The 25,386-nt window shown below is 67.0% G+C and carries 24 protein-coding genes and 1 tRNA gene; 14 read left to right on the top strand and 11 right to left on the bottom strand.

The window, feature by feature from the left end; all coding sequences use genetic code 11:
* Positions 1–71 precede the first annotated feature (71 nt).
* The 8 genes from AB2M62_RS10755 to AB2M62_RS10720 all read left to right on the top strand — a co-directional run bounded on the left by AB2M62_RS10755 (position 72) and on the right by AB2M62_RS10720 (position 8,208).
* Complete coding sequence (locus tag AB2M62_RS10755; protein WP_404333613.1) at positions 72–1,199, top strand: ABC transporter permease; 1,128 nt, start codon at positions 72–74, stop codon at positions 1,197–1,199.
* Entirely contained in the window at positions 1,199–2,296 is a 1,098-nt protein-coding gene (locus AB2M62_RS10750; RefSeq protein ID WP_404333612.1) for an ABC transporter permease, read from the top strand. The genes AB2M62_RS10755 and AB2M62_RS10750 overlap by 1 nt, the downstream gene beginning before the upstream one ends.
* A gap of 2 nt (positions 2,297–2,298) precedes the next feature.
* Positions 2,299–3,690 carry an efflux transporter outer membrane subunit gene (locus tag AB2M62_RS10745; protein WP_404333610.1) on the top strand — a complete coding sequence of 464 codons (1,392 nt, stop codon included), beginning with the start codon at positions 2,299–2,301 and terminating at the stop codon, positions 3,688–3,690.
* A gap of 49 nt (positions 3,691–3,739) precedes the next feature.
* A complete protein-coding gene (locus AB2M62_RS10740) occupies positions 3,740–5,386 on the top strand; it encodes an MFS transporter (protein ID WP_404333608.1) in 1,647 nt (548 codons plus the stop codon).
* A gap of 104 nt (positions 5,387–5,490) precedes the next feature.
* Entirely contained in the window at positions 5,491–6,591 is a 1,101-nt protein-coding gene (locus AB2M62_RS10735; RefSeq protein WP_404333606.1) for a DUF47 family protein, read from the top strand.
* Positions 6,592–6,601: 10 nt separating this feature from the next.
* Positions 6,602–7,615: an anion permease gene (locus tag AB2M62_RS10730; protein WP_404333605.1), complete on the top strand. Its 1,014-nt coding sequence runs from the start codon at positions 6,602–6,604 to the stop codon at positions 7,613–7,615.
* 48 nt (positions 7,616–7,663) lie between these two features.
* Positions 7,664–7,739 (top strand) — tRNA-Thr (locus tag AB2M62_RS10725).
* Positions 7,740–7,839: 100 nt separating this feature from the next.
* The gene (locus AB2M62_RS10720; protein WP_404333603.1) at positions 7,840–8,208 is read left to right on the top strand and encodes a YbaN family protein; all 369 of its coding nucleotides are present in this window, start codon (positions 7,840–7,842) and stop codon (positions 8,206–8,208) included.
* A 1-nt stretch (position 8,209) separates the two neighbouring features.
* On the opposite strand, the gene AB2M62_RS10715 is transcribed toward AB2M62_RS10720, so the two are convergent.
* The 6 genes from AB2M62_RS10715 to AB2M62_RS10690 form a co-directional block, all read right to left on the bottom strand.
* Positions 8,210–8,704 (bottom strand): RadC family protein, encoded by a 495-nt coding sequence (locus AB2M62_RS10715; RefSeq protein ID WP_404333602.1) that lies wholly within the window; start codon positions 8,702–8,704, stop codon positions 8,210–8,212.
* A 26-nt stretch (positions 8,705–8,730) separates the two neighbouring features.
* Positions 8,731–9,225, bottom strand: a complete 495-nt coding sequence (locus AB2M62_RS10710) for a hypothetical protein (RefSeq protein ID WP_404333600.1) — start codon at positions 9,223–9,225, stop codon at positions 8,731–8,733.
* Between the two features lie 39 nt (positions 9,226–9,264).
* On the bottom strand, positions 9,265–9,615 hold the full coding sequence (locus AB2M62_RS10705) for a hypothetical protein (RefSeq protein ID WP_404333599.1): 351 nt from the start codon (positions 9,613–9,615) through the stop codon (positions 9,265–9,267).
* 53 nt (positions 9,616–9,668) lie between these two features.
* Entirely contained in the window at positions 9,669–9,818 is a 150-nt protein-coding gene (locus AB2M62_RS10700) for a hypothetical protein (RefSeq protein ID WP_404333598.1), read from the bottom strand.
* A gap of 11 nt (positions 9,819–9,829) precedes the next feature.
* On the bottom strand, positions 9,830–10,219 hold the full coding sequence (locus tag AB2M62_RS10695; RefSeq protein WP_404333596.1) for a helix-turn-helix transcriptional regulator: 390 nt from the start codon (positions 10,217–10,219) through the stop codon (positions 9,830–9,832).
* Between the two features lie 269 nt (positions 10,220–10,488).
* Positions 10,489–11,502 (bottom strand): LacI family DNA-binding transcriptional regulator, encoded by a 1,014-nt coding sequence (locus AB2M62_RS10690; protein ID WP_404333594.1) that lies wholly within the window; start codon positions 11,500–11,502, stop codon positions 10,489–10,491.
* 95 nt (positions 11,503–11,597) lie between these two features.
* On the opposite strand from AB2M62_RS10690, the gene AB2M62_RS10685 reads away from it, so the two are divergent.
* Positions 11,598–13,079: an MFS transporter gene (locus tag AB2M62_RS10685; RefSeq protein WP_404333593.1), complete on the top strand. Its 1,482-nt coding sequence runs from the start codon at positions 11,598–11,600 to the stop codon at positions 13,077–13,079.
* Between the two features lie 305 nt (positions 13,080–13,384).
* Here AB2M62_RS10685 and AB2M62_RS10680 read toward each other — a convergent pair whose 3' ends face one another.
* A complete protein-coding gene (locus tag AB2M62_RS10680) occupies positions 13,385–13,585 on the bottom strand; it encodes a hypothetical protein (protein ID WP_404333592.1) in 201 nt (66 codons plus the stop codon).
* Here AB2M62_RS10680 and AB2M62_RS10675 point away from each other — a divergent pair.
* On the top strand, positions 13,551–16,748 hold the full coding sequence (locus AB2M62_RS10675) for a TonB-dependent receptor (protein ID WP_404333590.1): 3,198 nt from the start codon (positions 13,551–13,553) through the stop codon (positions 16,746–16,748). The genes AB2M62_RS10680 and AB2M62_RS10675 overlap by 35 nt on opposite strands.
* Before the next feature lie 108 nt (positions 16,749–16,856).
* A complete protein-coding gene (locus AB2M62_RS10670) occupies positions 16,857–18,872 on the top strand; it encodes a glycoside hydrolase family 97 protein (protein WP_404333588.1) in 2,016 nt (671 codons plus the stop codon).
* On the opposite strand, the gene AB2M62_RS10665 is transcribed toward AB2M62_RS10670, so the two are convergent.
* From AB2M62_RS10665 to AB2M62_RS10655, 3 genes are read right to left on the bottom strand one after another with little or no spacing between them, the layout of a single operon-like run.
* Complete coding sequence (locus tag AB2M62_RS10665; protein ID WP_404333587.1) at positions 18,869–19,732, bottom strand: hypothetical protein; 864 nt, start codon at positions 19,730–19,732, stop codon at positions 18,869–18,871. The genes AB2M62_RS10670 and AB2M62_RS10665 overlap by 4 nt on opposite strands.
* Positions 19,733–19,745: 13 nt before the next feature.
* Positions 19,746–20,090 carry a hypothetical protein gene (locus AB2M62_RS10660; RefSeq protein WP_404333586.1) on the bottom strand — a complete coding sequence of 115 codons (345 nt, stop codon included), beginning with the start codon at positions 20,088–20,090 and terminating at the stop codon, positions 19,746–19,748.
* On the bottom strand, positions 20,083–21,405 hold the full coding sequence (locus tag AB2M62_RS10655) for a replication-associated recombination protein A (RefSeq protein WP_404333584.1): 1,323 nt from the start codon (positions 21,403–21,405) through the stop codon (positions 20,083–20,085). The genes AB2M62_RS10660 and AB2M62_RS10655 overlap by 8 nt, the downstream gene beginning before the upstream one ends.
* 123 nt (positions 21,406–21,528) lie before the next feature.
* On the opposite strand from AB2M62_RS10655, the gene AB2M62_RS10650 reads away from it, so the two are divergent.
* The 3 genes from AB2M62_RS10650 to AB2M62_RS10640 all read left to right on the top strand — a co-directional run bounded on the left by AB2M62_RS10650 (position 21,529) and on the right by AB2M62_RS10640 (position 24,635).
* Positions 21,529–22,152: a PadR family transcriptional regulator gene (locus AB2M62_RS10650; RefSeq protein WP_404333583.1), complete on the top strand. Its 624-nt coding sequence runs from the start codon at positions 21,529–21,531 to the stop codon at positions 22,150–22,152.
* Between the two features lie 63 nt (positions 22,153–22,215).
* Positions 22,216–22,539 (top strand): DUF2218 domain-containing protein, encoded by a 324-nt coding sequence (locus AB2M62_RS10645; RefSeq protein ID WP_404333581.1) that lies wholly within the window; start codon positions 22,216–22,218, stop codon positions 22,537–22,539.
* A gap of 98 nt (positions 22,540–22,637) precedes the next feature.
* Entirely contained in the window at positions 22,638–24,635 is a 1,998-nt protein-coding gene (locus tag AB2M62_RS10640; RefSeq protein ID WP_404333579.1) for an acyltransferase family protein, read from the top strand.
* Between the two features lie 21 nt (positions 24,636–24,656).
* Here the strand turns inward: AB2M62_RS10640 and AB2M62_RS10635 are convergent, their stop codons facing one another.
* Positions 24,657–25,379, bottom strand: a complete 723-nt coding sequence (locus AB2M62_RS10635) for a hypothetical protein (protein ID WP_404333577.1) — start codon at positions 25,377–25,379, stop codon at positions 24,657–24,659.
* Positions 25,380–25,386: the final 7 nt, after the last annotated feature.

The raw sequence follows: 25,386 nt of genomic DNA, 5'->3' as shown, positions 1-25,386 counted from the left end.
TCAGCGGCCGGAGCGCGGCTTGCGCCGCGCACCCACCCCCAACCCCTCCCTTGCAGGGAGGGGAGCGTATCATGACCGGCTTCTCGCCCCGCCGCGTCGCCGCGCTGGTACGCAAGGAATTGGCGCAGATCCTGCGCGATCCGTCGACCTTCCTGATCGCCTTCGTGCTGCCGATGCTCCTGCTGTTCCTGTTCGGCTACGCAGTGTCGCTCGATACCAGCCGGACGCGGATTGCCGTGGTGGTCCAGGATTCGAGCGGGCCCGCGCTGCGGCTGGCGGAAGCCTATCGCAGTTCGCGATATTTCCAGGTGCGCACCGCGCGGACAGTGCGCGAGGTGCGTGACGGGCTGGTCGACGGGCGGCTGCGCGCGATCATCGTGATCCCGGCTGATTTCGGCGACGGGGTGAAGAAGGGCCGCGCGCCGGCGATCCAGATCATCGCCGACGGATCGCAGCCCAACACCGCCAATTTCGTCGCAGCCTATGGCGAAGGCGTGCGTGCCGCCTGGGCCCAGGCCGAGGGGCTCGAGCGCAATCCGCAGGCCGCCGCGGCGCCGGTGTCGATTTCGGCGCGCTATTGGTACAATCCCGAGCTCAAGAGCCGCAACTTCCTCGTCCCCGGATCGATCGCCAATGTGATGACGATGGTCGGCACCTTGCTCACCGCGCTGGTCATCGCGCGCGAATGGGAGCGGGGCACGATGGAGGCGATGATGGCCACGCCGATCACCATGGCCGAGTTCATCGCGAGCAAGGTGATTCCGTATTTCTTCCTCGCTCAGGCATCGATGGCGCTGTGCGCAGTGATCGGCGTGTGGATATTCGGGGTACCGTTCCGCGGATCGGTGCTGACGCTGTTCGCGATCTCCTCGGCGTTCCTGATGCCGGCGCTGGGGCTGGGGCTGTTCATCTCGGCAGCGACCAAGAACCAGTTCGTCGCGAGCCAGATCGCCTTGCTCTCGGCGTTCCTGCCGACCTTCCTGCTCTCGGGCTTCATCTACGAGATCGGATCGATGCCCTGGCCGATCCAGGCGCTGACCTATCTGGTGCCGGCGCGCTATCTGATCCCCAGCCTGGAATCGGTGTTCCTCGCGGGCGACCAATGGGCGCTGATCCTGCCCAATATCGGGATCATGCTGGGGTTCGGCGCGCTTTTCTTCCTGTTGTCGTTCCGCGTCACGCGACGGAGCCTCGACTGATGCGGCGCTTGCTCGCGATGATCGTCAAGGAGCTGTGGGCGGTGCTGCGCGACCCCAAGTCGCGGATCGTGCTGTTCGTGCCGCCGCTGATGCAGCTGTTCATCTTCACCTTCGCGACGACGCTCGACGTCAAGAATGTCGATGTCGGGCTGCTCGACCGGAGCAGCGGCGTGCATTCGACCGAGTTCGTCCAGCGCATCGCGGGGAGCCCCAATTTCCGCAGGATCGTGGTGTTCACCAGCGCGGCGGAAATGCGCGCGGCGGTCGACAACCAGAAGGTGATCGCGGCGATCGTCATCGACGAGGATTTCGATCGCAAGCTGGCGGCGCACCGGCCGGCGACGGTGGGCCTGATCCTCGACGGCCGCCGGTCGAACGCGGCGCAGATCGTCGCGGGCTATCTCACGCAGATCGCCGGCAGCATCGGGGCGGATCTCGCGCAGAGCCGCGACGCGCCGCAGGGCAGCGTGGTCACCAACTGGTACAATCCCTCGCTCGACTTCATCTGGTTCACGCTGCCGTCGCTGGTGGCGATCATCACGTCGGTGGCGGGGCTGGCGATCACCTCGCAGAGCGTGGCGCGCGAGCGCGAGCTGGGGACGTTCGATCAGCTGATGGTCTCGCCGCTCCGGGTCCACGAGATATTGATCGGCAAGATGGTGCCGCCGTTCCTCATCGGGATGATCAACGGCAGCGTCTATCTGGTGGTGGCGCCCCTCATTTTCGGAGTGCCGTTCACCGGGTCGTACCTGCTCTTCTTCCTGTCGCTGGCGACGTACCTGCTCGCGCTGATCGGGCTGGGGATGCTGGTCTCCTCGGCATCGCAGACCCAGCAGCAGGCGTTTCTCGGCGTGTTCCTGGTGACGACGCCGCTGATCCTGCTCTCGGGCTATGCCAGCCCGATCGACAACATGCCGGGCTGGCTGCAGGTGGTGACCTATCTCGACCCCGCGCGCTATTTCCTGGTGATCGTGCAGGGCCTGTTCCTCAAGGCGATGCCCGCGGGCGCCGTCTTCCACCAGCTCTGGCCGCTCGTGCTGATCGCCTGCGCGACGCTTTCGGCATCGGCCTGGCTGTTTCGTGCCCGGATGGAGTGACCATGCGCATCCTCGCCTTTGCCGCACTCGGCCTGCTCGCGGGCTGCACCGTCGGCCCGAACTATCACAAGCCCGATACGGTCAAGCCCGCGCCCGACTGGATCGAGGCGGGGACGCCGGGCCCCGTCGACCTCGCCTGGTGGGAGCGGTTCGGCGATCCTCAGCTCTCCGCGCTGGTCAAACAGGCGAGCGCGAGCAGCCCCGATCTGCGCGAGGCGGAGGCGCGGGTCGCCGAGGCGCGAGCCAATCGCGATGCCGCGGCCGGCGGGGCGCTGCCCAGTGTCGAGGCCAAGGGCAGCGCGACGCAGAATGTGTTGAGCGAGAACGGCCAGCTGCCGATCGGCAATATCCCGGGGTTCAAGCGCGACTTCCCGCTCTACGATCTCGGCTTCGACGCAAGCTGGGAACTGGACCTTTGGGGCCGCAACCGGCGCCAGCGCGAGGCGGCGGAGGCGCGGCTGGAGGCGGCGAGCTACGGCCGCGGCGACGGGATGCTCACGCTGATCGGCGAGCTGGTGCGCAGCTATATCGACCTGCGCGGCGCCCAGGCCGATATTGTGACGGCGCAAGCGCTCGCGCAATCGGACGCCGATCTCGCGCGGCTGACCCGGCTGCGCCTCAACGCCGGCGAAGCCTCGCAGCTCGAGTTCGAACGCGCCGACGCCGCCGCGCGCGCCAGCGCCAGCGCAGTGCCGGGCGCGCGAGCGCAGGCAGCGGCGGCGGCGTACCGGATCGCCGCACTGATCGGCGTGCCGCCCGAGCAGGTCGTGCCCGGGCTGCTCACCCCCGCGGCGATCCCGGCAAGCCCCGATGCGATCCTGGTCGGGCTGCGCTCCGAACTGCTCGAACGCCGCCCCGACGTCCGCCGTGCCGAGCGCGAGCTCGCGGCGGCGACTGCCGATATCGGCGTCGCTACCGCGGACCTGTTCCCGCGCTTCAGCCTGCTCGGCAGCCTCGGGCAGCAGGCGCGCAAGCCGGGGGACCTGTTCTCCGGCGACAGCAGCCGTCTCCAGATCGGCCCCAGCTTTTCCTGGCCGATCTTCTCGCGCGGGACGATCCGTGCGCAGATCCGGGGCGCCGACGCGCGCGCGGAAGCTGCCGCTGCGCGCTACGAGAAAGCGGTGACCGGCGCGCTGGCGGACAGTGAGGCGGCGATCAATCGCTTCCTCAACGCGCGCAGCGCCGCGATCGACGCCGATGCCGCGGCGACCCGCGAACGCGCCGGCTTCGACCTCGCCGAGCAGCGGCGGCGCCAGGGCGAGGACGATGCGCTGACGCTCGAGCGCGCGCGCCAGGCGCTGCTCCAGGCCGAGCGCCGGCGCGATCAGGCGCGCGCCGCGCAATCTTCGGCAGCGGCGGCGCTCTACAAATCGCTCGGCGGCGGCTGGCAATAAGACGCCGGGCGGCTGGATCGCTCGGCGAATTGCTGCATTGAAGGAGGCGATGGAGACCAGCCCCGAATCGCCCTTCCGCCTGCCGCTGTTCCGTGCAGTCTGGACCGCCAGCCTGGTCTCGAACTTCGGCGGACTGATCCAGTCGGTCGGCGCCTCGTGGATGATGACCAGCCTCGGCGCTTCGCCGCACATGGTCGCGCTTGTCCAGGCATCGACCAGCCTGCCGATCATGCTGCTGTCGCTATGGGCGGGTGCAGTCGCCGACAATCTCGATCGGCGCCGCGTGATGCTCGCGGCGCAGAGCTTCATGCTGCTGGTGTCGGCGCTGCTCGCCGTGGCGACCTGGACCGGGCTGGTCACGCCGTGGCTGCTGCTGGTCTTCACCTTCCTGATCGGCTGCGGCACGGCGATCAACGGTCCGGCCTGGCAGGCCTCGGTCGGCGATATGGTGCCGCGCGCAATGCTGCCGAGCGCCGTGGCGTTCAACAGCATGGGGTTCAACATCGCCCGCAGCCTAGGCCCGGCGATCGGCGGCGTGATCCTGGCGATTGCCGGCGCAGCGGCGGCGTTCCTTGCCAACGCCTTCAGCTATGTCGGGCTGATCGTGGTGCTCGCGCGCTGGCAGCCGGCGCTACCCCCGCGGACCTTGCCCCGCGAACGGATCGGCGTCGCGATGACGGCGGGGCTGCGCTATGTCGGCCTTTCCCCCAATATCCGCACCGTGCTGTTCCGCGCCGCGCTGTTCGGCTTTGCGGCGAGCGCCTTGCCCGCGCTGATGCCGCTGATCGCGCGCGACCTGATCGGCGGCGGACCGCTGACCTATGGCGTGCTGCTCGGCGGGTTCGGGCTTGGCGCGGTGGCCGGGGCAGTGGCCAGCCGCCGGCTGCGCAGCCAGCTTTCCACCGAAGGCGTGGTGCGGCTGGCGGCGCTGGGGCTCGCCGCGGCGGCGGGAACGATCGCGGTGGCGGGCTGGATGCCGCTCACCCTCATCGCGCTGGCGGTTGGCGGGGCAGGCTGGGTGCTCGCGCTCTCCACCTTCAACGTCAGCGTCCAGATGGCGTCGCCGCGCTGGGTCGTCGCGCGTGCGATCGCGCTCTATCAGATGGCGGCGTTCGGCGGGATGGCGAGCGGGAGCTGGTTCTTCGGCCTGATCGTCGAGCATCACGGCGTCGCGGCGGCACTGCTCGCCGCTTCGGGCGCGCAGCTACTGACGGTGGCAGCGGGCTGGATCTGGTGCCTGCCCGCCGTCAGCGAACTCAACCTCGATCCGCGCGATACCTGGCAGGAGCCGCACACCGCCGTTCCGGTCGAGCCCCGCAGCGGACCTGTCGTCATCACCATCGAGCATCGCATCCGCGAAGCCGACATCCCTGCCTTCCTCACCGTGATGAGCGAGCGCCGCCGTATCCGGCGAAGGGATGGCGCCCGGCACTGGAGCCTGTTGCGCGACCTGGGCGAGGCCGATCTGTGGATCGAACGCTACAACGTCGCCACCTGGCTCGAATATATCCGCCACAACCAGCGCCGCACCTGGGCCGACGACGCCAACAGCGTCGCGCTGCGTGCGCTCCATATCGGCGGCGCGGAGCCGGTGGTCCACCGCCGAATTGAACGCCAGACCGGATCGCTTCCCGGCCTGCGTGGGCGTACCCCGCACGACTTCGATCCGGTCACCGATCCCACCGGATCGAGCTGAGCCGCGGTCGCCACGCCATCAGCCTTGCCTAAGCCAGACATAAAGCGGTAACGGGCGCGCTCATCCCCCCGACCAGGAGCCGCTTCATTCGCCAGATCGCCGCCTTGCCCTATCGTTCGGAAGGCAGTGCGATCGGTGCGCCGGTGCGGGTGTTGCTCGTCACCTCGCGCGAGAGCGGGCGATGGGTGATTCCCAAGGGCAATCCCGCATCGGGCTATGCGGCACATGCCGCCGCCGCTCTCGAGGCCGAGGAAGAAGCCGGGGTGCGCGGGCTGGTCTGCCCGACGCCGCTCGGCTCCTATCGCTATCGCAAGCGCCGCCGCAACGGCGCCTCGCTGATGGTCGATGTCGATGTGTTTCCGCTGGCGGTGAGCAGCGAGCTCGACGTGTGGAAGGAACAGGGCGAGCGCGAGCGGCGCTGGTTCGGCCTTGCCGATGCGGCTGCCGCGGTCGACGAGCCCGATCTGCGCGATCTCATCCGGTCTTTCCGACCCTCCGATTTCCAGGCAGCGACGCGGCGCACCGGGTTGCTCGCCGCCGTCGCTGAAAAATCAAAGGTAAGTTCGATGTTCGCATGGTTTCAGCGGCTGCTTCCCAAGAGCGGGAATTTCTTCGGGATGTTCGAGGCGCATGCAGTGACCGTGGTTGCCGGCGCCGACGCGCTGGCGCGGCTGCTCCAGGACGGCAATCGCGACCATATCCGCGAAGTGATCGAGCGCGAGCACGACGCGGACGAGATCATCCGCGAGATGCTGCGCACGGTGCGCGAGACCTTCCTGACGCCGTTCGATCGCGGCGCGATCACGTCGCTGATCGGTTCGATGGACGATGCGATCGACGAGATGCAGGCCGCGGTGCAGGCGATCGACCTCTACGAAGTCACCAGCTTCGAGCAGGAGATGCGCGACATGGGGGCGATCATCGTCGACGCCGCGCGGCTGACCGCCGAGGCGATGCCGCTGCTGCGTGACGTCGCCCGTAACGGCGCGCGCCTGCACGAGCTCACCGAGCGGCTGGTGCGGATGGAAAGCCATGCCGACGAGATCCACGCCGCCGGCCTCAAGCGCGCCTATAAGGAGCTCGGCCCGCATGACTCGCTGCGCTTCGCCGTCCATCGCGAACTCTACAAGCATCTGGAGCGCATCGTCGACGCGTTCGAGGATGTCGCGAACGAGATCGACGGCATCGTAATCGATCACGCCTGAGGCGGGGGAGATGCACGAGCTTGCCCTGCCGCTGCTGATCGGCCTGATCCTCGTCGCCCTGGCGTTCGATTTCCTCAACGGCCTGCACGATGCGGCCAATTCGATTGCAACCGTGGTGGCGACGCGGCTGCTCAAGCCCGTCCACGCCGTGGCCTTCGCCGCGATGTTCAACGGCGCTGCCTATTTCCTGACGATCGCCTTCCCGGCACTGCACAAGGTGGCGGATACGATCGGGCAGGGGTTGATCGACAAGAACCTTATCACGCCCGCGGTGGTGTTCGGCGCGCTGGTCGGCGCGATGTTCTGGAATGTCGTCACCTGGCTCAAGGGCATCCCCTCATCGTCGAGCCATGCGCTGGTCGGCGGGATGATCGGCTCGGGCGTCGCGCATGCCGGGATCACGGGGATCAAATGGGCGGGGCTCAACAAGACCCTTATCGCGATCGTGCTGTCGCCGACGATCGGCATGATCCTGGCGATGCTGGTGATGCTGATCACCAGCTGGCTGTTCCGCCGATCGAATGCGCGCAGTGCCGAGAAGACCTTTCGCGCGCTGCACCTCGTCTCCTCGGGCGCCTATTCGCTGAGCCACGGCCTCAACGACGCGCAGAAGACGATGGGGATCATCACCGTGCTGCTCTATTCGACCGGCTATCTGCACGGGAAGTTCGAAGTGCCCCACTGGGTCGCGGTGTGCTGCTATGTCGCGATCGCGATGGGCACGCTGTCGGGCGGGTGGAAGATCATCGAGACGATGGGCTCGCGGATCACCAAGCTGTCGCAGCATCAGGGATTCAGCTCGTCCTTCGCCGGATCGATCGTGCTGTTCACGGCGTCGTGGCTGGGCATCCCGGTATCGACCACGCATACCATCACCGGTGCAGTGATCGGCGCGGGCGCGGCGCGGCGCGCCTCGGCAGTGCGCTGGGGCGTGGCGGGCAATGTCGTCATCGCCTGGGTGATCACCATTCCCGCCTCGGCGGCGGTCGGCGCGCTGTTCTATTGCGTGACGCTGCTTTTCTGATTTTTCTTGACCCGGGCAGCGTGTCAAACCAGATGCCCGCCTGGCGTCGCCGGATTAGCTCAGCTGGTAGAGCAGCGGTTTTGTAAACCGAAGGTCGCGGGTTCAATTCCTGCATCCGGCACCAGCACCCGTCTTCGCGAAAATTCGGCGATGTTCGCAGCCCGGTGGCGATGCTACCGATGACAGCGATGCGCCCGCCGTCAGATCGCAAACCCGACCCGGGGATGACCGGGGCCTCGCGCGCGCTGTGGCTGGCGCTGGGCTGGTTCTTCGTGCTGCTCGGCTTCATCGGCGCGCTGTTGCCGCTGATGCCGACCACGATTTTCCTGATACTCGCTGCCGGGTGTTTTGCACGATCGTCGCCGCGTCTCGAGGCGTGGCTGCTCGATCACCGGCGCTTCGGCCCTTCGCTGCGCGCCTGGCGGGAGCACCGGGCGATCCCGCCCAGGGCCAAGCTTCTCGCCTGTTCGGGAATGGCGATCGGCTATGCGATTTTCTGGGTGAGCGCGCGGCCCAGCCTGACGGTGGACATCGCCGTGGCGCTGGTGATGGGGGCGTGTGCGGCGTTCGTGCTCAGCCGGCCGAGCGCCTAGCCTATACCAGGCCCTGGGCGCGCATGCTGACCCAGTCGCCGCTCGCCAGCACGATGTGATCGATCAGCTGAACGCCCAGCATGTCGGCAGCGCTGTCGAGCGCCCGGGTGGCGGCAACGTCGGCCATGCTCGGCGTCGCCTCGCCCGAAGGATGGTTATGCGCCAGGATGACGGCGGAGGCGCCGAGCTCCAGCGCGCGCTTGAGGATCGGGCGGACCATCACCGGTGCCTCGGCGATATCGCCCAGGCCGACGGTCTCGTCGCGGAGCAGCTGGAGCTTGGCGTTAAGGTACAGCGCATGCACTTCTTCCAGCGGCCGGTGCGACAGCGTCAGCGTCAGATAGTCGATCACGTCGCGCGTCGTCGCGAGCACCGGGCGGGCCTGGACACGGTGGCGCAGCGCGTGACGCAGGCAGGCTGACATCGTGCCGATCCGCGCGGCGGCGGCGGGATCGCCGGAAAGCGCCGTGAGCGTCGTCTTGTCGGCGCTGAGCACCGCGGCGAGCGATCCCAGCGAATCGATCAGCCGCGAAGCGATCCGGGCGGCGTCGCTGCCGGGAAGGTCGCCGAGGAACTTGACCAGGAGGGCACGGCCCCCAGGATCGCGGTCCGGCGCCAGTGCAGCACGATGCCGCCGAGCAGCAGAAACAGCTGAACGTAGGGCCAGACTGTGGTCATGATCATATAGACCAGCGCCACCTGGTGCGGGCTGAGCGCGCGCGCGACGTGCGCCAGCACGATCAGCATCTGCAGCGACGCGGCGAGCACCGGCCAGCGCCGGTTCGCGAAGCGTGCGAGCATCAGCAGCCCGAGCAACAGGGCGAAGTCGATCAGCAGATAGTTGATCTGGACGCCCCGATAGCGCGTTGCCGTCGGCCCATCGGTAGCGATCGATGCCAGCCAGGCGATCAAGAACATGCCCGCAGCGGCGCGCTCCGGCGCGCCACCCCGCCACCAGGCGAGGCCACAAGCGAAGACGATCAGGGCCGCGAAGCACAGAAAGAGAGAGAGCGCCACGCGCATCGTCAAACATCGCGGCGCTCCCCAGTCAAGCCGTCAGGCGACGGCTCTTAGCGGCGAAAGCTCGGTCTTGGTCGGCAGGGGCGGGCATTCCGGGCTCGTGCAGCCCCAGCCGGTTTCCGCGAGGCCGCTCTTGGGCAGCATGCGGGCGAAGCGGCGATGGGCTTCGCGCAGCGCGACATCGGCCTGCACGGCGAGCTCGACACCGCGCGAAAGCGCCTCGAGCGCCTGCTCGCCGATGCCGCCCTGGAAGGCAGGGTTCGCGCGCAGCTTCAACGCGCAAACCAGGCTTTCCGCCGCGGCGAGCGATGCTTCGCTTTGCGACTGCTCGGCGGGCATGAAGCTGTGCGACAGGTTCGTAGCGAGCTGGATCAGTTCCTTGGACATGACGTCTCCCCGTCGCGGAGAGAGCGCCACTCCGCGATTGATCTGGTTAGCGATCAGGCGTGGTTGACGTAGGTCGAGAGCGAAACCTGCACGACGTTCGCGAGGGCGATCAGCAAGAGCGTGATCACGGTGATGACCAACGCCAGCATGACTGCGCCGCGCAAGCGGTCCGGGCCGGTGAGCTCGTCGATGATACGCTTCAACCAGTAGCCAGTTAGCCGCGCCAGCCCGAGATCTGATGGATCCTCCCGGGTCGAAAGGAAAGAATCTCTTCGTTCACTCGAGCTGGCGTCGGCGCCTCCACACTCGGTGAAGGCGGCACCAACATCGCCCATTCCGCGTCGCAAACAAGCGTCTGCGGGCCACTAGTCAATTGTTGGGGATGCACCTCGGCGTCATGCGCCGCGACGATTTCGGCGGCGTCGAAGCGCGAGACGTTGCCCAGCCGCAGCCGCGCCTCTTTCAGATGCTGGCTGACGGTGTTGGGGGAGATGCCCAGTTCGGCTGCGATCCGCTTGGTCGATCCCTTGGTTCGAATCAGCCGGACGCACGCCAGTTGTGCGGGCGTAAGCGCGTCGACGGGGGAGGGGCGATATGCAGTCACAGCGGGCATGACTTATAAATAAGCCATTTGCTCCGCGACAACAGCACGAAGCGCGATGAGCAGATGTGCCGGCAGGGTGCATGCATGATCCGCACAGCTTTCCTTGTTGCCGCCATCGTCTCGATGGGTAGTTTCGCCAGTGCCATCATGTCTATCAATGAACACCTAACGACAGAAGGCGCCGCATGCCCAGGCCTGTCTCGATTAGGGCAGTCTGAAACTGCACGGCGCCCCGGTGTATCGCAATCATCGCGGTGTGCACGAGGCTGTCAGCCTCCGCAGGATTCCCGCACGATCAGCTCGGTCGGCAGGCGCTTGCTTTCCTGATGCTCGTCCTTGTCCATGATTCGCGAGACGAGCAGCCGCCCGGCCTCGAACGTATCCTGGCGCACCGTGGTGAGCGTCGGCGTGCTCAGCCGGCTGAGCAGCATGTCGTCATAGCCCACGACCGACACGTCGCGCGGGACGGACAGGCCGCCGCGGCGCAGTGCCTGCATCGCGCCGAGCGCGATCAGGTCGCTCGCGGCGACGATGCCGTCGAACGGCACGCCCCGGCGCAGCAGACCGCTGACCGCGCCGAATGCTGATTCGAGCTCGAATTCGACCGTGGCGATTTGCTCGGGCAGCGCCTCGAGCCCGCTTTCCTTGAGGGCGTCGAGATAGCCGCTGCGCCGTTGCAGCGCCTCCGGGTCGCTGCCGCCCAGGAACAGGATGTTCTTGCGGCCTAGCCGCGCGAGATGGAGCGTGGCGCGCCGCCCGCCCAATCGATTGTCCGATCCGATCGAGCAATAACGCTGCCCCGGCATTTCTGCGCCCCACACCACGAAGCGTGCATTGGTCTCGGCGAGCCGGTTGAATGCGTCGTGGAGCATGCTCTGGCCAAGGAAGATCACGCCGTCGGCGCGGCTCGCGGTGGTGGCGACGACGAGATCGTCGAAGCTGGTCGGCGAGGTGTGGCTGACGGTGAAGTCGCAATCGCGCGCGCGCGCGGCCTCGCCGATATTGGCGAGCAGCTCGAGGAAGAAGGGGTGGGATAGCGGCAGCGGCCGGCCGCGCATCACCGGGGTGACGATCGCGATCGATCCCACTGCGCCGATCGGTCCGGTGGGCATGCTCGGCTTGAACGGATAGCCATGATCGCGCGCCAGCGCCCAGATGCGCTGCTTGGTGCGCAGGCTGATCAGGGCATGGTCGTTGAGCGCGCGCGACACCGTCGACACCGAAACGCCAGCCAGCGTCGCCAGGTCCTGCAGGGTGGTATTGTTGTTGCTATTGCTGCCCATAGGACCCAATTTGCCGGCGAGGCCGAATGCGGCCCTTCTAGCGCACCGGGAGGGGGCCTTTGCAAGCGAACAAAGGGCAGTCGCCCCGTGCCGGCATGCCTAGCCGGGGCGTCGCGCCGTCCCGCGGCGCTTCTGCCCACCTGCTCAACATGTGCCTCGGGCTGTTCGGCGTCCAGATCGTCTGGGGGCTGCAGAACGCCAATACCAGCCGCATCTTCCAGGCGCTCGGCGCCGATGTCGACGAACTTGCCCTGCTGTGGATCGCCGCGCCGATCACCGGGCTGCTCGTCCAGCCGATCATCGGCCATCTCAGCGACCGGACCTGGGGCAGGCTGGGCCGGCGCCGGCCCTATATCGTCGCCGGCGCGCTGCTGACTGCGCTGGCGCTGGTCGCGATGCCCGCGGTCGACACCTTGTGGTCCGCCTCGCTGATGCTTTGGGTGCTCACCGCAGCGATCAACATTGCGATGGAGCCGTTCCGCGCGCTCGTCGCCGACACGCTGCCCGAGCCGCGGCGGACCTCGGCCTTCGCGCTCCAGGTGTTCTTCATCGGCGCGGGCGCGGTGTTCGCCTCGACCCTGCCCTGGATCCTCAGCAACTGGTTCGGCGCGATCAACCCGGTCAACACCGCCTATGCCGTCGGCGCCGCGGTGCTGCTGGTCACCGTCGGCTGGTCGGTCGCGACCACGACCGAGCGCCCGCCCGAGCAATTGCTGGCCGACGCACCCGAACTCGCCAATCCCGGCGGTCCGAGCCCGAGCGGCACCACCGCGCTGATCGCCAGCGGGATCGGCTGGGTTGCCGGCGGCAGTGCGCTGGCGGGGCTCACCGTCGCGGTGGGCGCCGCGCGCGAACTCTATCTCGTCGCCGGCATCGCCGCGGTGTTCGGGCTGCTCCAGCTCGGCGCGGTGGCGCTGCGCCGGCGGGGCAGGGCGTCGATCGGGATGATCGTGATCGTCGAGGATATCTTGCACATGCCGATCGTGCTGCGGCGGCTGGCGGTGGTGCAGTTCTTCACCTGGTTCGGGATGTTCGCGCTGTGGGTCTATGCGGTGCCGGTGATCGCCGCGCTCGATTTCGGCACGCGCGACGCGGGCTCGCCGGCCTATGCCGCGAGCGCCGACTGGGTGGGCGTGCTGTTTGCCGAATATAATGCCGTCGCGGCAGGCGCGGCGCTGCTTCTCCCTTGGGCCGGGCGGCGGATCGGCCGCCGCCTCGTCCACGCGCTGTGCCTCGGCTGCGGCGCACTGGGGATGCTCGGCTTCGCGACCCTGCACCAAGCGGGAATGCTGTGGCTGCCCGCGCTCGGCATCGGCATTGCCTGGGCGGCGATCCTGTCGCTGCCCTATGCGATGCTGTCGGACGGCGTGCCGCCGCAGAAAATGGGCGTCTATATGGGCATCCACAACATTTTCATCGTGCTGCCCCAGTTGGTCGCCGCGGCATCGATGGGATTTGTCGTGCGCGTGCTGTTCGGCGGCGAGGCGGCCGGATCGCTGCTCGTTGCTGCTGCGGCGCTGACTGTTGCCGGACTGCTGGCGCTCGCTATTCCGCCCGGCTCGTACACCGGCAATTAATGCAACATTGCATAAATCGCGCTCCGGCAGCTACAACTTGGCGCACCCAAGAACTGCTGGTTCTGCTGCATCCTTCCTTGATATAGGTGAGCATTGGCTCGATTGGGCCTGAAAAATCCCTCTTGCAGGCAATGCAAAAATACGCAAAGTCATGCCTCGACAGCGCAAGGCAATGCCGCGCGTCGAACCACGTACCCGCAAAAGCGGGGCTAAAAGGGGAGGATGGGATGAAGGATCTCGATTCGGGCCGTTTGTTGCGTGCGCTCCGTGGCAGCGCGTCGCTTTGCGCGTTGCTCGCCGCGGGCCTAGCCGGCGCGGCGCAGGCGCAGACCACGCCGGATGGCGCTCCGCAGGCGCAGCAAAGCTCTACCGCCAGCGACGCGGCGGCGGACGATGGCGCAGAAGATGGCGATGCGATCGTCGTGGTCGGCGTCCGCGCCGCGCTCGACACGTCGCAGAACATCAAGCGCAATGCCGACACGTTCGTCGACTTCGATCACCGCCACCGATATCGGTGCCTTCCCCGACAAGTCGGCTGCCGAGGCGCTGGCGCGCGTGCCGGGCATCACCGTCAGCCGCCTCCAGTCCGCCGATGACAGCACCCACCCCTCGGGCGAGCCGACCAGCGTGCTGATCCGCGGTCTCACCCAGGTTCGCACCGAGTTCAACGGGCGCGACAGCTTCTCGGCCGATTCGGCGCGCGGCCTCCAGTTCAACGATGTCTCGCCCGAGCTGCTCGCCGGGGTCGACGCCTACAAGAACCAGACCGCGGAGATGATCGAGGGCGGCATCGCCGGAACGGTCAATCTGCGCACTCGGCTGCCCTTCGATCAGAAGGGGCTGCTGCTCACCGGCAACCTCAAGATGAACTATGGCGACCGGTCGGAACGGTTCACGCCTGAATTCTCCGGGCTGATCAGCGGCGAGTGGCAGACCCCGATCGGCCGTTTCGGCCTGCTCGGCTCCTATGCGTGGAGCCATGTCGTGACGCGCACCGAAAGCGTCATCATGGACAAGATCGACACTTATTGCTCGGCGGGCTTCGGCACGCCGGCGGCGGGCGCGGTCGGGTCCGACGGCAGCATCGGCTGCACCGCCAATCCGTTCGGCGGCACCGGCTTTGCCTATGCGCCTGATGGCATTCGCTATTCGGAGGTCGACTACGACCGCAAGCGCCACGGCCTCGCGCTCGCCGCGCAATATGAGAACAATGCCGGCAACGTCCGTGCGACGGTGCAGTATCTCGACTCGCACTATCGCAATGCCTGGTACGAGCGCGCGAGCCACGCGATCCTCGACGGCAATTATTTCGGCACCCCCGCCTTCAATCCGCGCACCGGTACCACGCTCGGCCCGGCGGACGGCACCGGATCGCTGGTGTTCGGCAGCGACGGGATGCTCCAGTCGGGCGTGCTGACCCAAGGGCATGGCAGCTTCAGCGGCACCTGGGAGAGCAATCAGGCAGCGATCAACGCCGGCTCGGCGGTTCCCGGTCTGCCCTTCGTCAATAATTGCGCGGCCCCCTCGGTGTGCACGACGCTGCGCGACGGGCTGTACCTCCAGAACGAGGCGCGCAACTTCGCGCACAAGGAGGGTACGCGCGATATCTCCGGCAACTTCAAATGGGATGTCAGCGACCGCGTCCACCTCAATCTCGACGCGCAGTGGATCGACGCTTCGACCTATAATAACGACATCCTCGTCGCCACCGGATCGATGGCGAACTTCCAGTATAGCGTGAACGACGACGGCACGCCGCAGATCAAGCTGCTGCCCGGCTCGAACGTCAACTATGCCAGCGGCGGGCTCACCAATCCGCACAATTACTGGCTGCCGTTCATCCAGGGCCATGTCGAGGACAACGACGCCGACGAGCTCGCGATGCGCGGCGACCTCGAATATGAATTCGGCGGCGACAGCTGGCTGGGCGCGCTCAAGGTTGGCGCGCGCTATGCCGATCGCAACCAGACGGTGCGCTATTCGACCTTCAACTGGACGCCGATCGCGGCCAGCTGGAACTGCAACGGCCCGGGCTTCAACATCGATAACACCACCGGCGGCGCCTATCCGACCGGCACCGGCAATTGCGGCGGCAATGCCGGCCGTGCGCCCTTCAAGGGTTATGGCGCGGGGATCTGGGAAAGCTATTCGATGAATGGCTTCTATGACGGCCAGGTCTATGAGAACGGCCCGCTCGTCTTCCTCAACCGCGCGACGCTCAACGATTTCGGCAAGCTGATCAATTCGCTGGGCGGCGCGGCGACCAATTCGCCGATCGGCAGCGGCTATACCGCGATCTGCGACCGCCCCGAGGCGACCGTCGACGACTGCTTCACCCAGGGCGAGATCCTCAAGGTGCGCGAGCAGACCAAGTCGGCCTATGCGATGCTGCGCTTCGGCGGCGACGACAAGACGATCGGCGGCGTCAACGTCACCGGCAATATCGGGGTCCGCTACGTCAACACGCGCGAGACCAGCGAAGGCAGCGTCGCCTATCCGAACGCCACGGCGTTCAACGGCCTCCAGCCCTGCGGCACGCCGCTTTCGGGCACGGCGATCGTCAATCCGTCCTGCTATATCACGCCGGCGCTGCTCGCCTTCGCCAATGGCGGGGTCCAGCCGGACACCTATAAGGGCTCGAACACCCAGTGGCTGCCGAGCTTCAACGTGCGGCTGGGGCTCGACGACCGCAACTTCATCCGCTTCGCTTATTCGCGGGCAATGTCGCGGCCCGAGTTCGGCCTGTTGCGCAACACCGTCGCGATCAACGCGCCGGTGATCAACACCGGGCCGGACTCGCCCTATATCGTCTACAATTCGCCGACCGCGGCGCACACCGCGGCCAACGTCACTGGCTATAATTTCGTGTTCCAGGCCAATTCGGGCAACGCCTCGCTCAAGCCGATCATTGCCGACCAGTTCGACTTGTCGTTCGAACGCTATATGGGCCGCAGTTCGTCGTTCACGCTGACCGGCTTCTACAAGAAGCTCAACAATTCGATCAGCTTCGGCGAATTCAACCGTACGCTAACCAATGGCGGCTCTAGCCAGACGGTGCGGATCATCGGCCCGTCGAACGTCGACGATGGCGGCAAGCTGATGGGTGCTGAGGTGGCGTTCCAGTCGTTCTTCGACTTCCTGCCGGGCGCGCTGAGCGGACTGGGTGCCCAGCTCAACTACACCTATGTCCACCAGTCGGGGATCAACAACTCGAACCTGATCAACGCCTCGTCGAGCGGCGATGTCGGCGCGTTCGGCGCGGGCCAGCAGGCGCTGGGCGGCACCGGATCGGTGATCGACTCGCATCGCCTCGCCGGCATCTCGGACCATACGTTCAACGCCGTGGCGCTCTACGAAAAGGGCCCGATGGGCTTCCGGCTCGCCTATAATTGGCGCTCGCGCTACCTGACCCAGAATCTCGATTGCTGCATCGGCCTGCCGGTGTACCAAAAGGCTTCGGGCTTCCTCGACGGATCGCTGCGGCTCTCGATCACCCCGGCGTTCGAGCTGTCGTTCGATGCGACCAACCTGCTCAACACCACCAGCATCTATCAGCAGCAGATCTTCGGTGACTCTCCGGCGACCCCAGGAGCTGCCCCGGTCTATCGCAACTCGGCCTGGAGCCGCGTCGATCGCCGCTTCCAGGGCGGGGTCCGCATCAAGTTCTGAGTTCCCTCCTGTCGCCGCCGTGGCGCCACCCACGGCGGCGGTTTTTTCCGGAAGGTGCGCGGTGCCGCCGGGCGGCAGCGCCGATCTCTTCAACACAAAGGACCGTCGATGCCCCTCCGTTCTGCCGCGCTGTCGCTCGCAGCCCTTCTGTCCAGCACGGCGATGGCGCAGGCGCGCGAGTGCGTGCAATCGCCGGGCAAGACGCTCGAAGTCTGTGTCGATGTCGTTGGGGGCAGGGCGGTCTATACCGTCGCGCGCAAGGGCACCGCGCTGTTCGCGCCGTCCGAACTGGGGCTGCGCTTCGAAGGCGAGCAGGACGCGCGTTTCACGACGCTCACCAATCCGCGCCGCGGCTCGGTCGATACCAGCTGGGAACAGCCCTGGGGCGAGCAGCGCCGCATCCGCGACCGGCATAACGCGCTCACCGTCACGCTGGGCGGGGACACACCGCTCAACAGGGCGGTCGACGTCACCTTCCGGGTCTTCGAAGACGGGATCGGCTTTCGCTATGGCTATGCCGTGCCTGCTGGCCAGGCAGTGAAGGTCAGCGGCGAGCGTACCCAGTTCCGTCCGATCGGCGCTTATCAGGCCTGGTGGTATTCGGCGCTGGGGGCGGAGCGCGACGAATATCTCTACAGCCAGACCGATGCGCGCCGGATCACGCTGGCGGAGACGCCGCTGACGCTGAAGGGCGCCAACGGCGTGTTCCTCTCGTTCCACGAGGCCGCGCTGGTCGACTTCCCCAGCATGCTGATCGCCGGCAACGGCACCGGCACGCTCAGCGCGTCGCTGATGCCGTGGCCGAGCGGCGAGGCGGCGCGCAAGACCGGGCCGTTCACCACCCCCTGGCGCACGATCCTGATCGGCGAGACTCCCGGCGACCTCGCCGACAGCCGCATCGAGCTCAACCTCAACGAGGCGAACAAGCTCGGCGACGTCGCCTGGTTCAAGCCCGGCAAATATGTCGGCGTGTGGTGGGAGATGCACCTCAAGCATTCGACCTGGGGCAGCGGCTATCGCCACGGCGCCAACACCGAGAATGTGAAGCGCTATATCGATTTCGCCGCAAAGAACGGCTTTGACGGCGTGCTCGTCGAAGGCTGGAACCTCGGCTGGGACGGCGACTGGATCGCCAATGGCGATAAGTTCAGCTTCACCAAGGCCTATCCCGATTTCGACGCGCCGGGGCTCGCTGCCTATGCCAAGGCCAAGGGCGTCCAGCTGATCGGCCATAACGAAACCGGCGGCGCCGTGGTCAATTACGAAAGCCAGCTCGAAGACGCGATGGCATTCTACGAGAAACTCGGCGTGCATGTCGTCAAGACCGGATACGTCAAGAACAGCGGCGAGATCCTCGATGCCGAGGGCGGCAAGCAATGGTTCGCCGGGCAATATATGGTGCGCCACAATCTCCATGTCGCCGAAGTCGCCGCGAAGCACCGCGTCGCGATCGACGCGCACGAGCCGGTCAAGGATACCGGGCTGCGCCGCACCTGGCCCAATATGATCAGCCGCGAAGGCGCGCGCGGGCAGGAATATAACGCCTGGGGCGTGCCGACCAATCCGCCCGAGCACCTTACCATCTTGCCGTTCACGCGGATGCTCGCCGGGCCGATGGACTTCACCCCCGGCATCTTCGATCTCGCCCATGGCCAGAACGATGTGACCTTGCGCGTCCAGTCAACGCTCACGGCGCAGCTTGCCGAATATGTCGTGCTCTATTCGCCGGTGCAGATGGCGGCCGATCTGCCCGAGAATTACGAGGCGCAGCCCGCGGCCTTCCAGTTCATCCGCGATGTTCCCACCGATTGGGAGACGACACGCACGCTCCAGTCCGACATCGGCAATTATGTCGTCGTCGCGCGCCAGCAGCGTGGCCGCGGCGACTGGTATCTCGGCGCGATCACCGATGAAGTCGCGCGCACGCTCGAGCAACGCCTCGATTTCCTCGCCCCTGGCAAGCGCTACGAAGCACAGATCTATCGCGACGGGGAGGGCGCCGACTACCGCACCAATCCGACTGCGTACCGGATCGAGAAGCGCACCGTCACCAGCGCCGACACGCTGACGCTGGTCTTCGCTCCCGGCGGCGGCACCGCGGTGCGCTTCCGGCTGCTCAATTAGGGAACGCCGAACGTCCACCCCTCGGTGCGCGCCAGTTCGGGCGTGAGCAGTGCCGGTGCCCATAGTTCCTGGCGCTCGGCGGCGACGCGGAGCCAGGCGGCGGAGAGGATCGCGTCGGTCGCATGGTCGTCATAGCGCGGCAGCGGCGCGTGCGGCTCCGAGCCGAACGCGGCGAGCATCGCGTCGAGCGTCGCGGCGTCGCGGATCTTGGAGATGCCCTTGCGCATCCCCGCCTCGCGCGCGGCGAGCGAGGTGTAGATTTCGACCAGCACCGGCCCGGTCTCGGGCACCGCATCGAACGGCCACAGCCCGACGCGGCCGCGCAGCCGATGCAGAACGCGCATGCCGGTCAGGCTCGATTTGCCGACCTGGCTCGCCCCGACCAGGTTGAAGCAACTATAGGGTGACAGCCGCATCGCTTCCTGGCCATGCTCGCAGACCCGGAAGCGGCCGCGTCCGGCCGGGAACAAATCCCCGCAATCGCCGCGCTGGCGGAAATGACGGCGGGCATGCGGATGGCCGACAAAGCTGGTCGCGGCGAGGTGCGGATCGTCGGCGGACAGCGCGTCAACCAGCTTCCAGAGCGCCGGACCATCCGCTGGCGACGCGTCCCAGGCGGGGAAATAGGTGCCTTCATCCGCGAACGGAAAGGCGGGCGAAAGGTCCAGTCCGATCAGCGCGCGGGTGCCGGCGGCGGCGAGTTCGCCCAGCCAGCCGAGAATGTTTGCGCGCGACCAGCTACGATCGATCAAGAGCGGCGCGGCGGTGCTGGCGGTGGCATGCGCGACAGCGAGCCCCTTGGGCCGCTCGACCGCCTGGCCTGACCAGTCGATGGCTATGAAGTCGGTAAAGCGCGACATTAATGGCGCGCGTTCACGGTCGCTCTTCCATCCCGGCGGCCACGCGCTGCGCCTTCTTCGCGACGTCCCACCAGCGGCGCAGGATCCAGCGCTCGACCCGTTCGCGCTCTCGCCCGTAGCGGACCAAAACCCCCGGCCAGCCTTCATAATGCGGGGTCTGCCAGAAGGTGTCGGGATCGGTTTCCATCAGCATCGCCTTGTCGGCATGGCTTACCGGCAGGTGAAAGCTGTCCGCCTCGCGCCCGGGCGAAAGGATCGCCTTGCCGTTGAGCTTTGGCACCATGTCGCCATAGAAGCTCGCCATCTCGACCCCGGGCAGCGCGCGGGCAAAAGCGACGGCGTCGTCCCAGTCATCCATCTCGCCGCTTGCTCCGCATCTCATCCCACCACGCCATGCGCTCGGCGATGCGCTTCTCGTGGCCGCGATCGGTCGGTTCGTAGAAGCTCTGCGGCGCCATCTCCTCGGGCCAGTAATTGTCGCCCGAAAAGCCGCCCTCGGCATCATGGTCATAGGTATAGCCCGCGCCATAGCCGATCTGCTTCATCAGCTTGGTAGGCGCGTTGAGGATGTTCTGCGGCGGCATCAGCGAGCCGGTTTCCTTGGCGGAGCGCCATGCCGCCTTTTGCGCCATATAGGCGGCGTTCGATTTGGGCGCGGTGGCGACGTAGAGGCACGCCTGGGCGATCGCCAGCTCGCCCTCGGGGCTGCCCAGAAACTCGTACGTGTCCTTGGCGGCGAGGCACTGGACCAGCGCGTTCGGATCGGCGAGGCCGATATCCTCGACCGCCATGCGGACGAGACGGCGCAGCACATAGAGCGGCTCCTCGCCGGCGGTAAGCATCCGCGCGAGATAATAGAGCGCCGCCTGGGGGTCCGATCCGCGCACCGATTTGTGCAGCGCCGAGATCAGGTTGTAATGCCCCTCGCGGTCCTTGTCGTAGACTGCGACCCGGCGCTGGAGGAAATCGCCCAGCGCGCCCGGATCGAGCGGCGCCTCGAAGGTCACGGAGAACAGCGTCTCCGCCTGGTTGAGCAGGAAGCGCCCGTCGCCATCGGCGCTGGCGACGAACGCGTCGCGCGCCTCGGGGGTGACCGGCAGCGGCTTGCCCTCGAGTTCCTCGGCGCGGTCGAGCAGCTTGGTGAGCGCCCTGTGATCGAGGCGGTGCAGGATCAGCACCTGCGCGCGGCTGAGCAATGCGGCATTCAATTCAAACGACGGGTTTTCGGTGGTCGCGCCGACCAGCGTGACGGTGCCGTCCTCGACATAAGGCAGGAAGCCGTCCTGCTGGGCGCGATTGAAGCGGTGGATCTCGTCCACGAACAACAGCGTCTTGCGCCCCAGCCGGGCATATTCCTTTGCCTCGGCGAACACCTTTTTCAGGTCCGCCACGCCCGAAAACACCGCGCTGATCGCGACGAAGCGCAAGCCCACCGCATCGGCGAGCAGCCGCGCGATCGTCGTCTTGCCGGTCCCCGGCGGCCCCCACAGGATGATCGACGAGAGCTTCCCCGCCGCGACCATCCGCCCGATCGCGCCTTCGGGACCGGTCAGATGCTCCTGGCCGACGACCTGGTCGAGCTGGCGCGGGCGCAGCCGATCGGCGAGCGGACCCTCCGCGGGCGTCTCGTCGGAAAGCGGGGGTTGTTCGGTGGGGGCAAAAAGATCGGCCATCACCGCCAAGATAGGGTCTGGACGCCCAAGAAGAAAGTTTGACGACCATGCGGGCAGGGGGCTTGCACAAATTCTTTCAAGATATATCTTAGAGCCATCATGATTCTTATATGGAGTAACGAAATGCGATTTCATCATTTTGTCCGCGGACGCGGTGAGGGTGGCGAACAGGGTTGCGGTGGCCGGCATGCCGGTCGCCATGGCGGATCGCGCCGCTGGGGGCCGTTCGAAGTGGAGTGGCGCGTCGGTGGCGGAAGCCCCGAAGGTGGCCGCGGCCGCGGCGGGCGTCGCCGGATGTTCGACGGCAGCGAGCTTCGGCTCCTTCTGCTCAAGCTCATCGCCGAGCAGCCGCGCCACGGCTATGACCTGATCCGCGAGATCGAGGAGCGCTCGGGCGGCGCCTATGCGCCGAGCCCCGGCGTAGTCTATCCGACGCTGACCCTGCTCGATGATATGGAACTCATCGAAGAGCAGAAGAGCGAGGGCGCCAAGAAGCAGTTCGCGGTGACCGCGGCCGGCACCGCGCATCTCGCCGAAAATGCCGAATTGGTCGAGGCGCTGTTCGCCCGGCTGGCCCAGCTGGGCGAGGCGCAGTCGCGCCATTCGGGCGGCCCGATTCGCCGTGCGATGGGCAATCTTCGCGCCGTGTTGCAGGACCGGTTGCACGCCGAGGGCGTTGAAGCCGAGACGCTGCACGACGTCGCGGCGATCCTCGACGAAGCGGCGCGGAAGATCGAACGGCTCTGAATGCCGCGGATCGAACTATTGCGGCGGCGGTACGGGATCGTGCCGCCGCCCAAGGAGACGAGTATGACGATGACCACTATTTCCGCCGAGGCGCTGGTGCCGACCGACCATGCCAGCCGCTACCTCCAGCAGCTCTGCAAGCATTGGCAGCATAATCTCCAGGTCGAGTTCACCCCCGAGAACGGCACGGTGATCTTCCCGCGGGATGCCCGCGGCGCCGATCATCCCGGCGATGCGGTGGTGACGTTCAACGTCGCCGAGACCGGGCTCGACATCCGCATCGACGCGTCTTCGGAAGAGCAGCTCGACGGGCTCAAGGGCGCCGTTGCCCGCCATCTCGATCGCTTCGCGTTCCGCGAGGGCGAACTGACCTACGATTGGAAATAGCGCCGGCCTGCTTCCCCGCGCTTGCAGCCAGGCGCGCGCAGCCCTAGCGAAGCGCGCAGCGGCAAAAGCACAAAGCGCAAAAAGCGCACGGGGAAGACGTGACGGACCACCAGAAGACCGGGCTCGGCTATATCGCCGGCATCGATGGACTGCGCGCGATCGCTGTCGCATCGGTAGTGTTGTTCCATCTATGGCCGCAACTGCTTCCCGGCGGTTTGACCGGCGTCGATATCTTCTTCGTGATCTCCGGCTTCGTCGTGACCGGCTCGATCGTCGGCCGCGACTTTGCCAGCATCGGCGCACTCGCGCGCTTCTTCTATGCGCGCAGATTGATGCGGATCATGCCCGCGCTGCTGGCGATGCTGCTCGCAACGCTGCTCGCGGCACAGCTCTTCATCCCCGACGCCTGGCTGAGCGGCAGCCTTTCGCAGGTCGCGCGCTTCGCCTTTTTCGGCCTCAGCAATATCGTGCTGGCGACCGATACCGACAGCTATTTCGGCCCCCAGGCGCTCTACAATCCCTTCACCCATAGCTGGTCGCTGGGGGTAGAGGAGCAATTCTATCTGTTCTTCCCGCTGCTCGTCTGGTGGCACCAGCGGCTGCACAGCGGCCCGCGCGCAGTGCGCTGGATCGCGATCCTGTCGGTCTTGTCGCTGCCGCTTTGCGCCGTTCTCCAGTTCGTCGCGGCGAAGTTCGCCTTCTATCTCGTCTTCGCCCGCTTCTGGGAACTGGGTGCCGGCATGCTGCTGTGCCTCACCCGCGACCGCTGGAAGCCCTGGGCGACGCGGCAGCGCGCGCTCGTGCCGGCGGGACTGCTGCTGATCGCGATCGGCTTCGCGCTGCCGGAAGGCGCGCTGTTTCCCTTCCCATTCGCGCTGCTCCCCGTCCTCGGCACCATCGCGCTGATCATGGCGATCGTCGCCGGCGGCGGCCCGCGCGGGCTGGCCGCCCGGCCGATGCTGTGGCTCGGCCTGCGCTCCTATTCGCTGTATCTGTGGCACTGGCCGGTGTTCGTGCTGTTCCGCTGGACCTGCGGGCTCCACACCGTGCCGCTGCGTGCCGCCGCGCTTGCCCTAGCCGTGGCGCTGGCGATGGCCTCCTATCGCTGGATCGAGCGTCCGCTGCGCGCCAATCCCGCGATCCGGCAGAAGCGGCCGGGGCGCGTGGTCGCCGCCGTGCTCGCTGCGACCGTCATCGCGGCGCTGCTCGGCCAGGGGCTGATCGCCGCGCACGATCGCATCACGTTGAGCGTCACGCGCGATCGGCTCGCCTGGTATGCCGATCCGGCCCGCCCGGTCGATCCGGCGCGCGACCATTGCGGCGTCACCGGCGGGCCGATGCCCGATCGCGTCCAGCAATGGACCCCGCGGACCTGCCCGGTGCGGTTCCAGGTCTTCGTCCCCGGCGATTCGCATGCGCTCGCCTACACGCCCGCGCTGCGCCAGCTCGTCGCCGATACCGGCGCCAGCGTGCGGCTCTATTTCCGCGCCGGTTGCCCCTATCTCAAACTCATCCAGAGCCATGCCGCGCGCCCGCGCTGCACTGCCTGGTACGAAGGCGTCGCGCAGGACATCGTTTCGCGCTCGAAGCCCGGCGACGTCGTCTTCCTGCCCGGCCTGCGCGTCACGCGCATCGCCAACCAGTTCGACAACGACCGCGACCTGATCGGCCCGCATGACGACAGCGTCGCGCCGGAAACGCTCGACGAGGCGCGCGCCCTGATCGCGCGGCTCGCCTCGGACGGCGCCCGCGTGGTGCTCGAAGCGCCCAAGCCGATCTTCCCGAGCCCCACCTTCCGCTGCGCCGACTGGTTCAACGCGCACAACCCGATCTGCCAGGGGCTGACGATCGCGCGCAGCGCCATGCTCATGCGCCGCCATCACGCGCTAGACGCGATGCAGGCGATCGCGGCGGAGCAGAAAGCGGTGACGATCTGGGATCCCTTGCCGCTATTCTGCCCCGCCGAAACTTGTGCCGCGCTTGACCGTGGACGCCCGCTATTCCTCGACGGCGACCATCCGAGCGGCCTCGGCAACGACCTGATCTACCCCGATCTCAAACGCGCGCTGACCGCCGCATCGGCACGTGGGCAGTAACGCATAGGCAGAGGCGCGCGCCTACCACCGCCGGACATCGTCGTGCCTGTAGGTATCGATCGACCGCGAAATCGCATTGAGCAGGCGGGGCACCAGTAACAGCCCGAGCCCGGTGACGACCGGACCCAGCGGGCCCAATGCGGCGGCAGCGGCGGACATGAACAGCCCGGTCAGCACGCTGTCGAAATAGCCGAAATCCGCGTCCGGCCCGGACGTGCCGCTGAGATTGGCGTTGCGCACTTCATTGTCGCACATGCCGCGGATGCGCGAGCTGGCAAATCCGGCGGCATCGTCCCGGAAGCTGGACGGGAACGACCCGAAGCTGCGCCCGCCGCCGCCCGGCCTCGGATTTTCGAACCCCTCGTCCACGATCGGCTCGCCGAACGCGTCGAGCATGCGGATCACGTCGCCGCGCACCGGCTCCAGCGTATCGATGGTCTTGCGCAATCCGGGCAGATCGAGATCGAGCGGCGCGTTCACCGCCCGCTCGTCCTCGAACCGCCAGTTCATCGTCAGCAGCGCGGGTTGGCGCAGGACGGGCGAGTCCACAGGCAGCTCGTTCTTGAGCGTCGGTCCGGCGGCCGCGAACCAGGCGAGCTGGGCCTGGATGGCCGACGGGTCGACGGCGTCGACGGCGAGCTGCTTCTCCAGATACGCGCCGAACTGCGCATAGGCGGCAGCAGTGGCGGCTGCGGCGCGGGCGCGGCCCTCGCTGCTGTTCAAATAGTCTTCGAGTTTCGACATGGAATAT

Origin of the sequence: Sphingomonas sp. MMS12-HWE2-04 (genome assembly GCF_044881185.1) — a bacterium.
Classification (GTDB): Bacteria; Pseudomonadota; Alphaproteobacteria; order Sphingomonadales; family Sphingomonadaceae; genus Sphingomonas.
Note: the sequence above shows the minus strand (reverse complement) of the source record. Positions and strands in the feature narration are given on the sequence as shown.

Excerpts from the sequence above, each read along its gene's own strand:
- AB2M62_RS10755 (WP_404333613.1), top strand. The coding sequence starts at position 72 with ATGACCGGCTTCTCGCCCCGCCGCGTCGCCGCGCTGGTACGCAAGGAA.
- AB2M62_RS10750 (WP_404333612.1), top strand. The coding sequence starts at position 1,199 with ATGCGGCGCTTGCTCGCGATGATCGTCAAGGAGCTGTGGGCGGTGCTG.
- AB2M62_RS10745 (WP_404333610.1), top strand. The coding sequence starts at position 2,299 with ATGCGCATCCTCGCCTTTGCCGCACTCGGCCTGCTCGCGGGCTGCACC.
- AB2M62_RS10740 (WP_404333608.1), top strand. The coding sequence starts at position 3,740 with ATGGAGACCAGCCCCGAATCGCCCTTCCGCCTGCCGCTGTTCCGTGCA.
- AB2M62_RS10730 (WP_404333605.1), top strand. The coding sequence starts at position 6,602 with ATGCACGAGCTTGCCCTGCCGCTGCTGATCGGCCTGATCCTCGTCGCC.
- AB2M62_RS10720 (WP_404333603.1), top strand. The coding sequence starts at position 7,840 with ATGACCGGGGCCTCGCGCGCGCTGTGGCTGGCGCTGGGCTGGTTCTTC.
- AB2M62_RS10705 (WP_404333599.1), bottom strand. The coding sequence starts at position 9,615 with ATGTCCAAGGAACTGATCCAGCTCGCTACGAACCTGTCGCACAGCTTC.
- AB2M62_RS10690 (WP_404333594.1), bottom strand. The coding sequence starts at position 11,502 with ATGGGCAGCAATAGCAACAACAATACCACCCTGCAGGACCTGGCGACG.
- AB2M62_RS10685 (WP_404333593.1), top strand. The coding sequence starts at position 11,598 with ATGCCTAGCCGGGGCGTCGCGCCGTCCCGCGGCGCTTCTGCCCACCTG.
- AB2M62_RS10675 (WP_404333590.1), top strand. The coding sequence starts at position 13,551 with ATGCCGACACGTTCGTCGACTTCGATCACCGCCACCGATATCGGTGCC.
- AB2M62_RS10670 (WP_404333588.1), top strand. The coding sequence starts at position 16,857 with ATGCCCCTCCGTTCTGCCGCGCTGTCGCTCGCAGCCCTTCTGTCCAGC.
- AB2M62_RS10665 (WP_404333587.1), bottom strand. The coding sequence starts at position 19,732 with ATGTCGCGCTTTACCGACTTCATAGCCATCGACTGGTCAGGCCAGGCG.
- AB2M62_RS10660 (WP_404333586.1), bottom strand. The coding sequence starts at position 20,090 with ATGGATGACTGGGACGACGCCGTCGCTTTTGCCCGCGCGCTGCCCGGG.
- AB2M62_RS10655 (WP_404333584.1), bottom strand. The coding sequence starts at position 21,405 with ATGGCCGATCTTTTTGCCCCCACCGAACAACCCCCGCTTTCCGACGAG.
- AB2M62_RS10650 (WP_404333583.1), top strand. The coding sequence starts at position 21,529 with ATGCGATTTCATCATTTTGTCCGCGGACGCGGTGAGGGTGGCGAACAG.
- AB2M62_RS10645 (WP_404333581.1), top strand. The coding sequence starts at position 22,216 with ATGACGATGACCACTATTTCCGCCGAGGCGCTGGTGCCGACCGACCAT.
- AB2M62_RS10635 (WP_404333577.1), bottom strand. The coding sequence starts at position 25,379 with ATGTCGAAACTCGAAGACTATTTGAACAGCAGCGAGGGCCGCGCCCGC.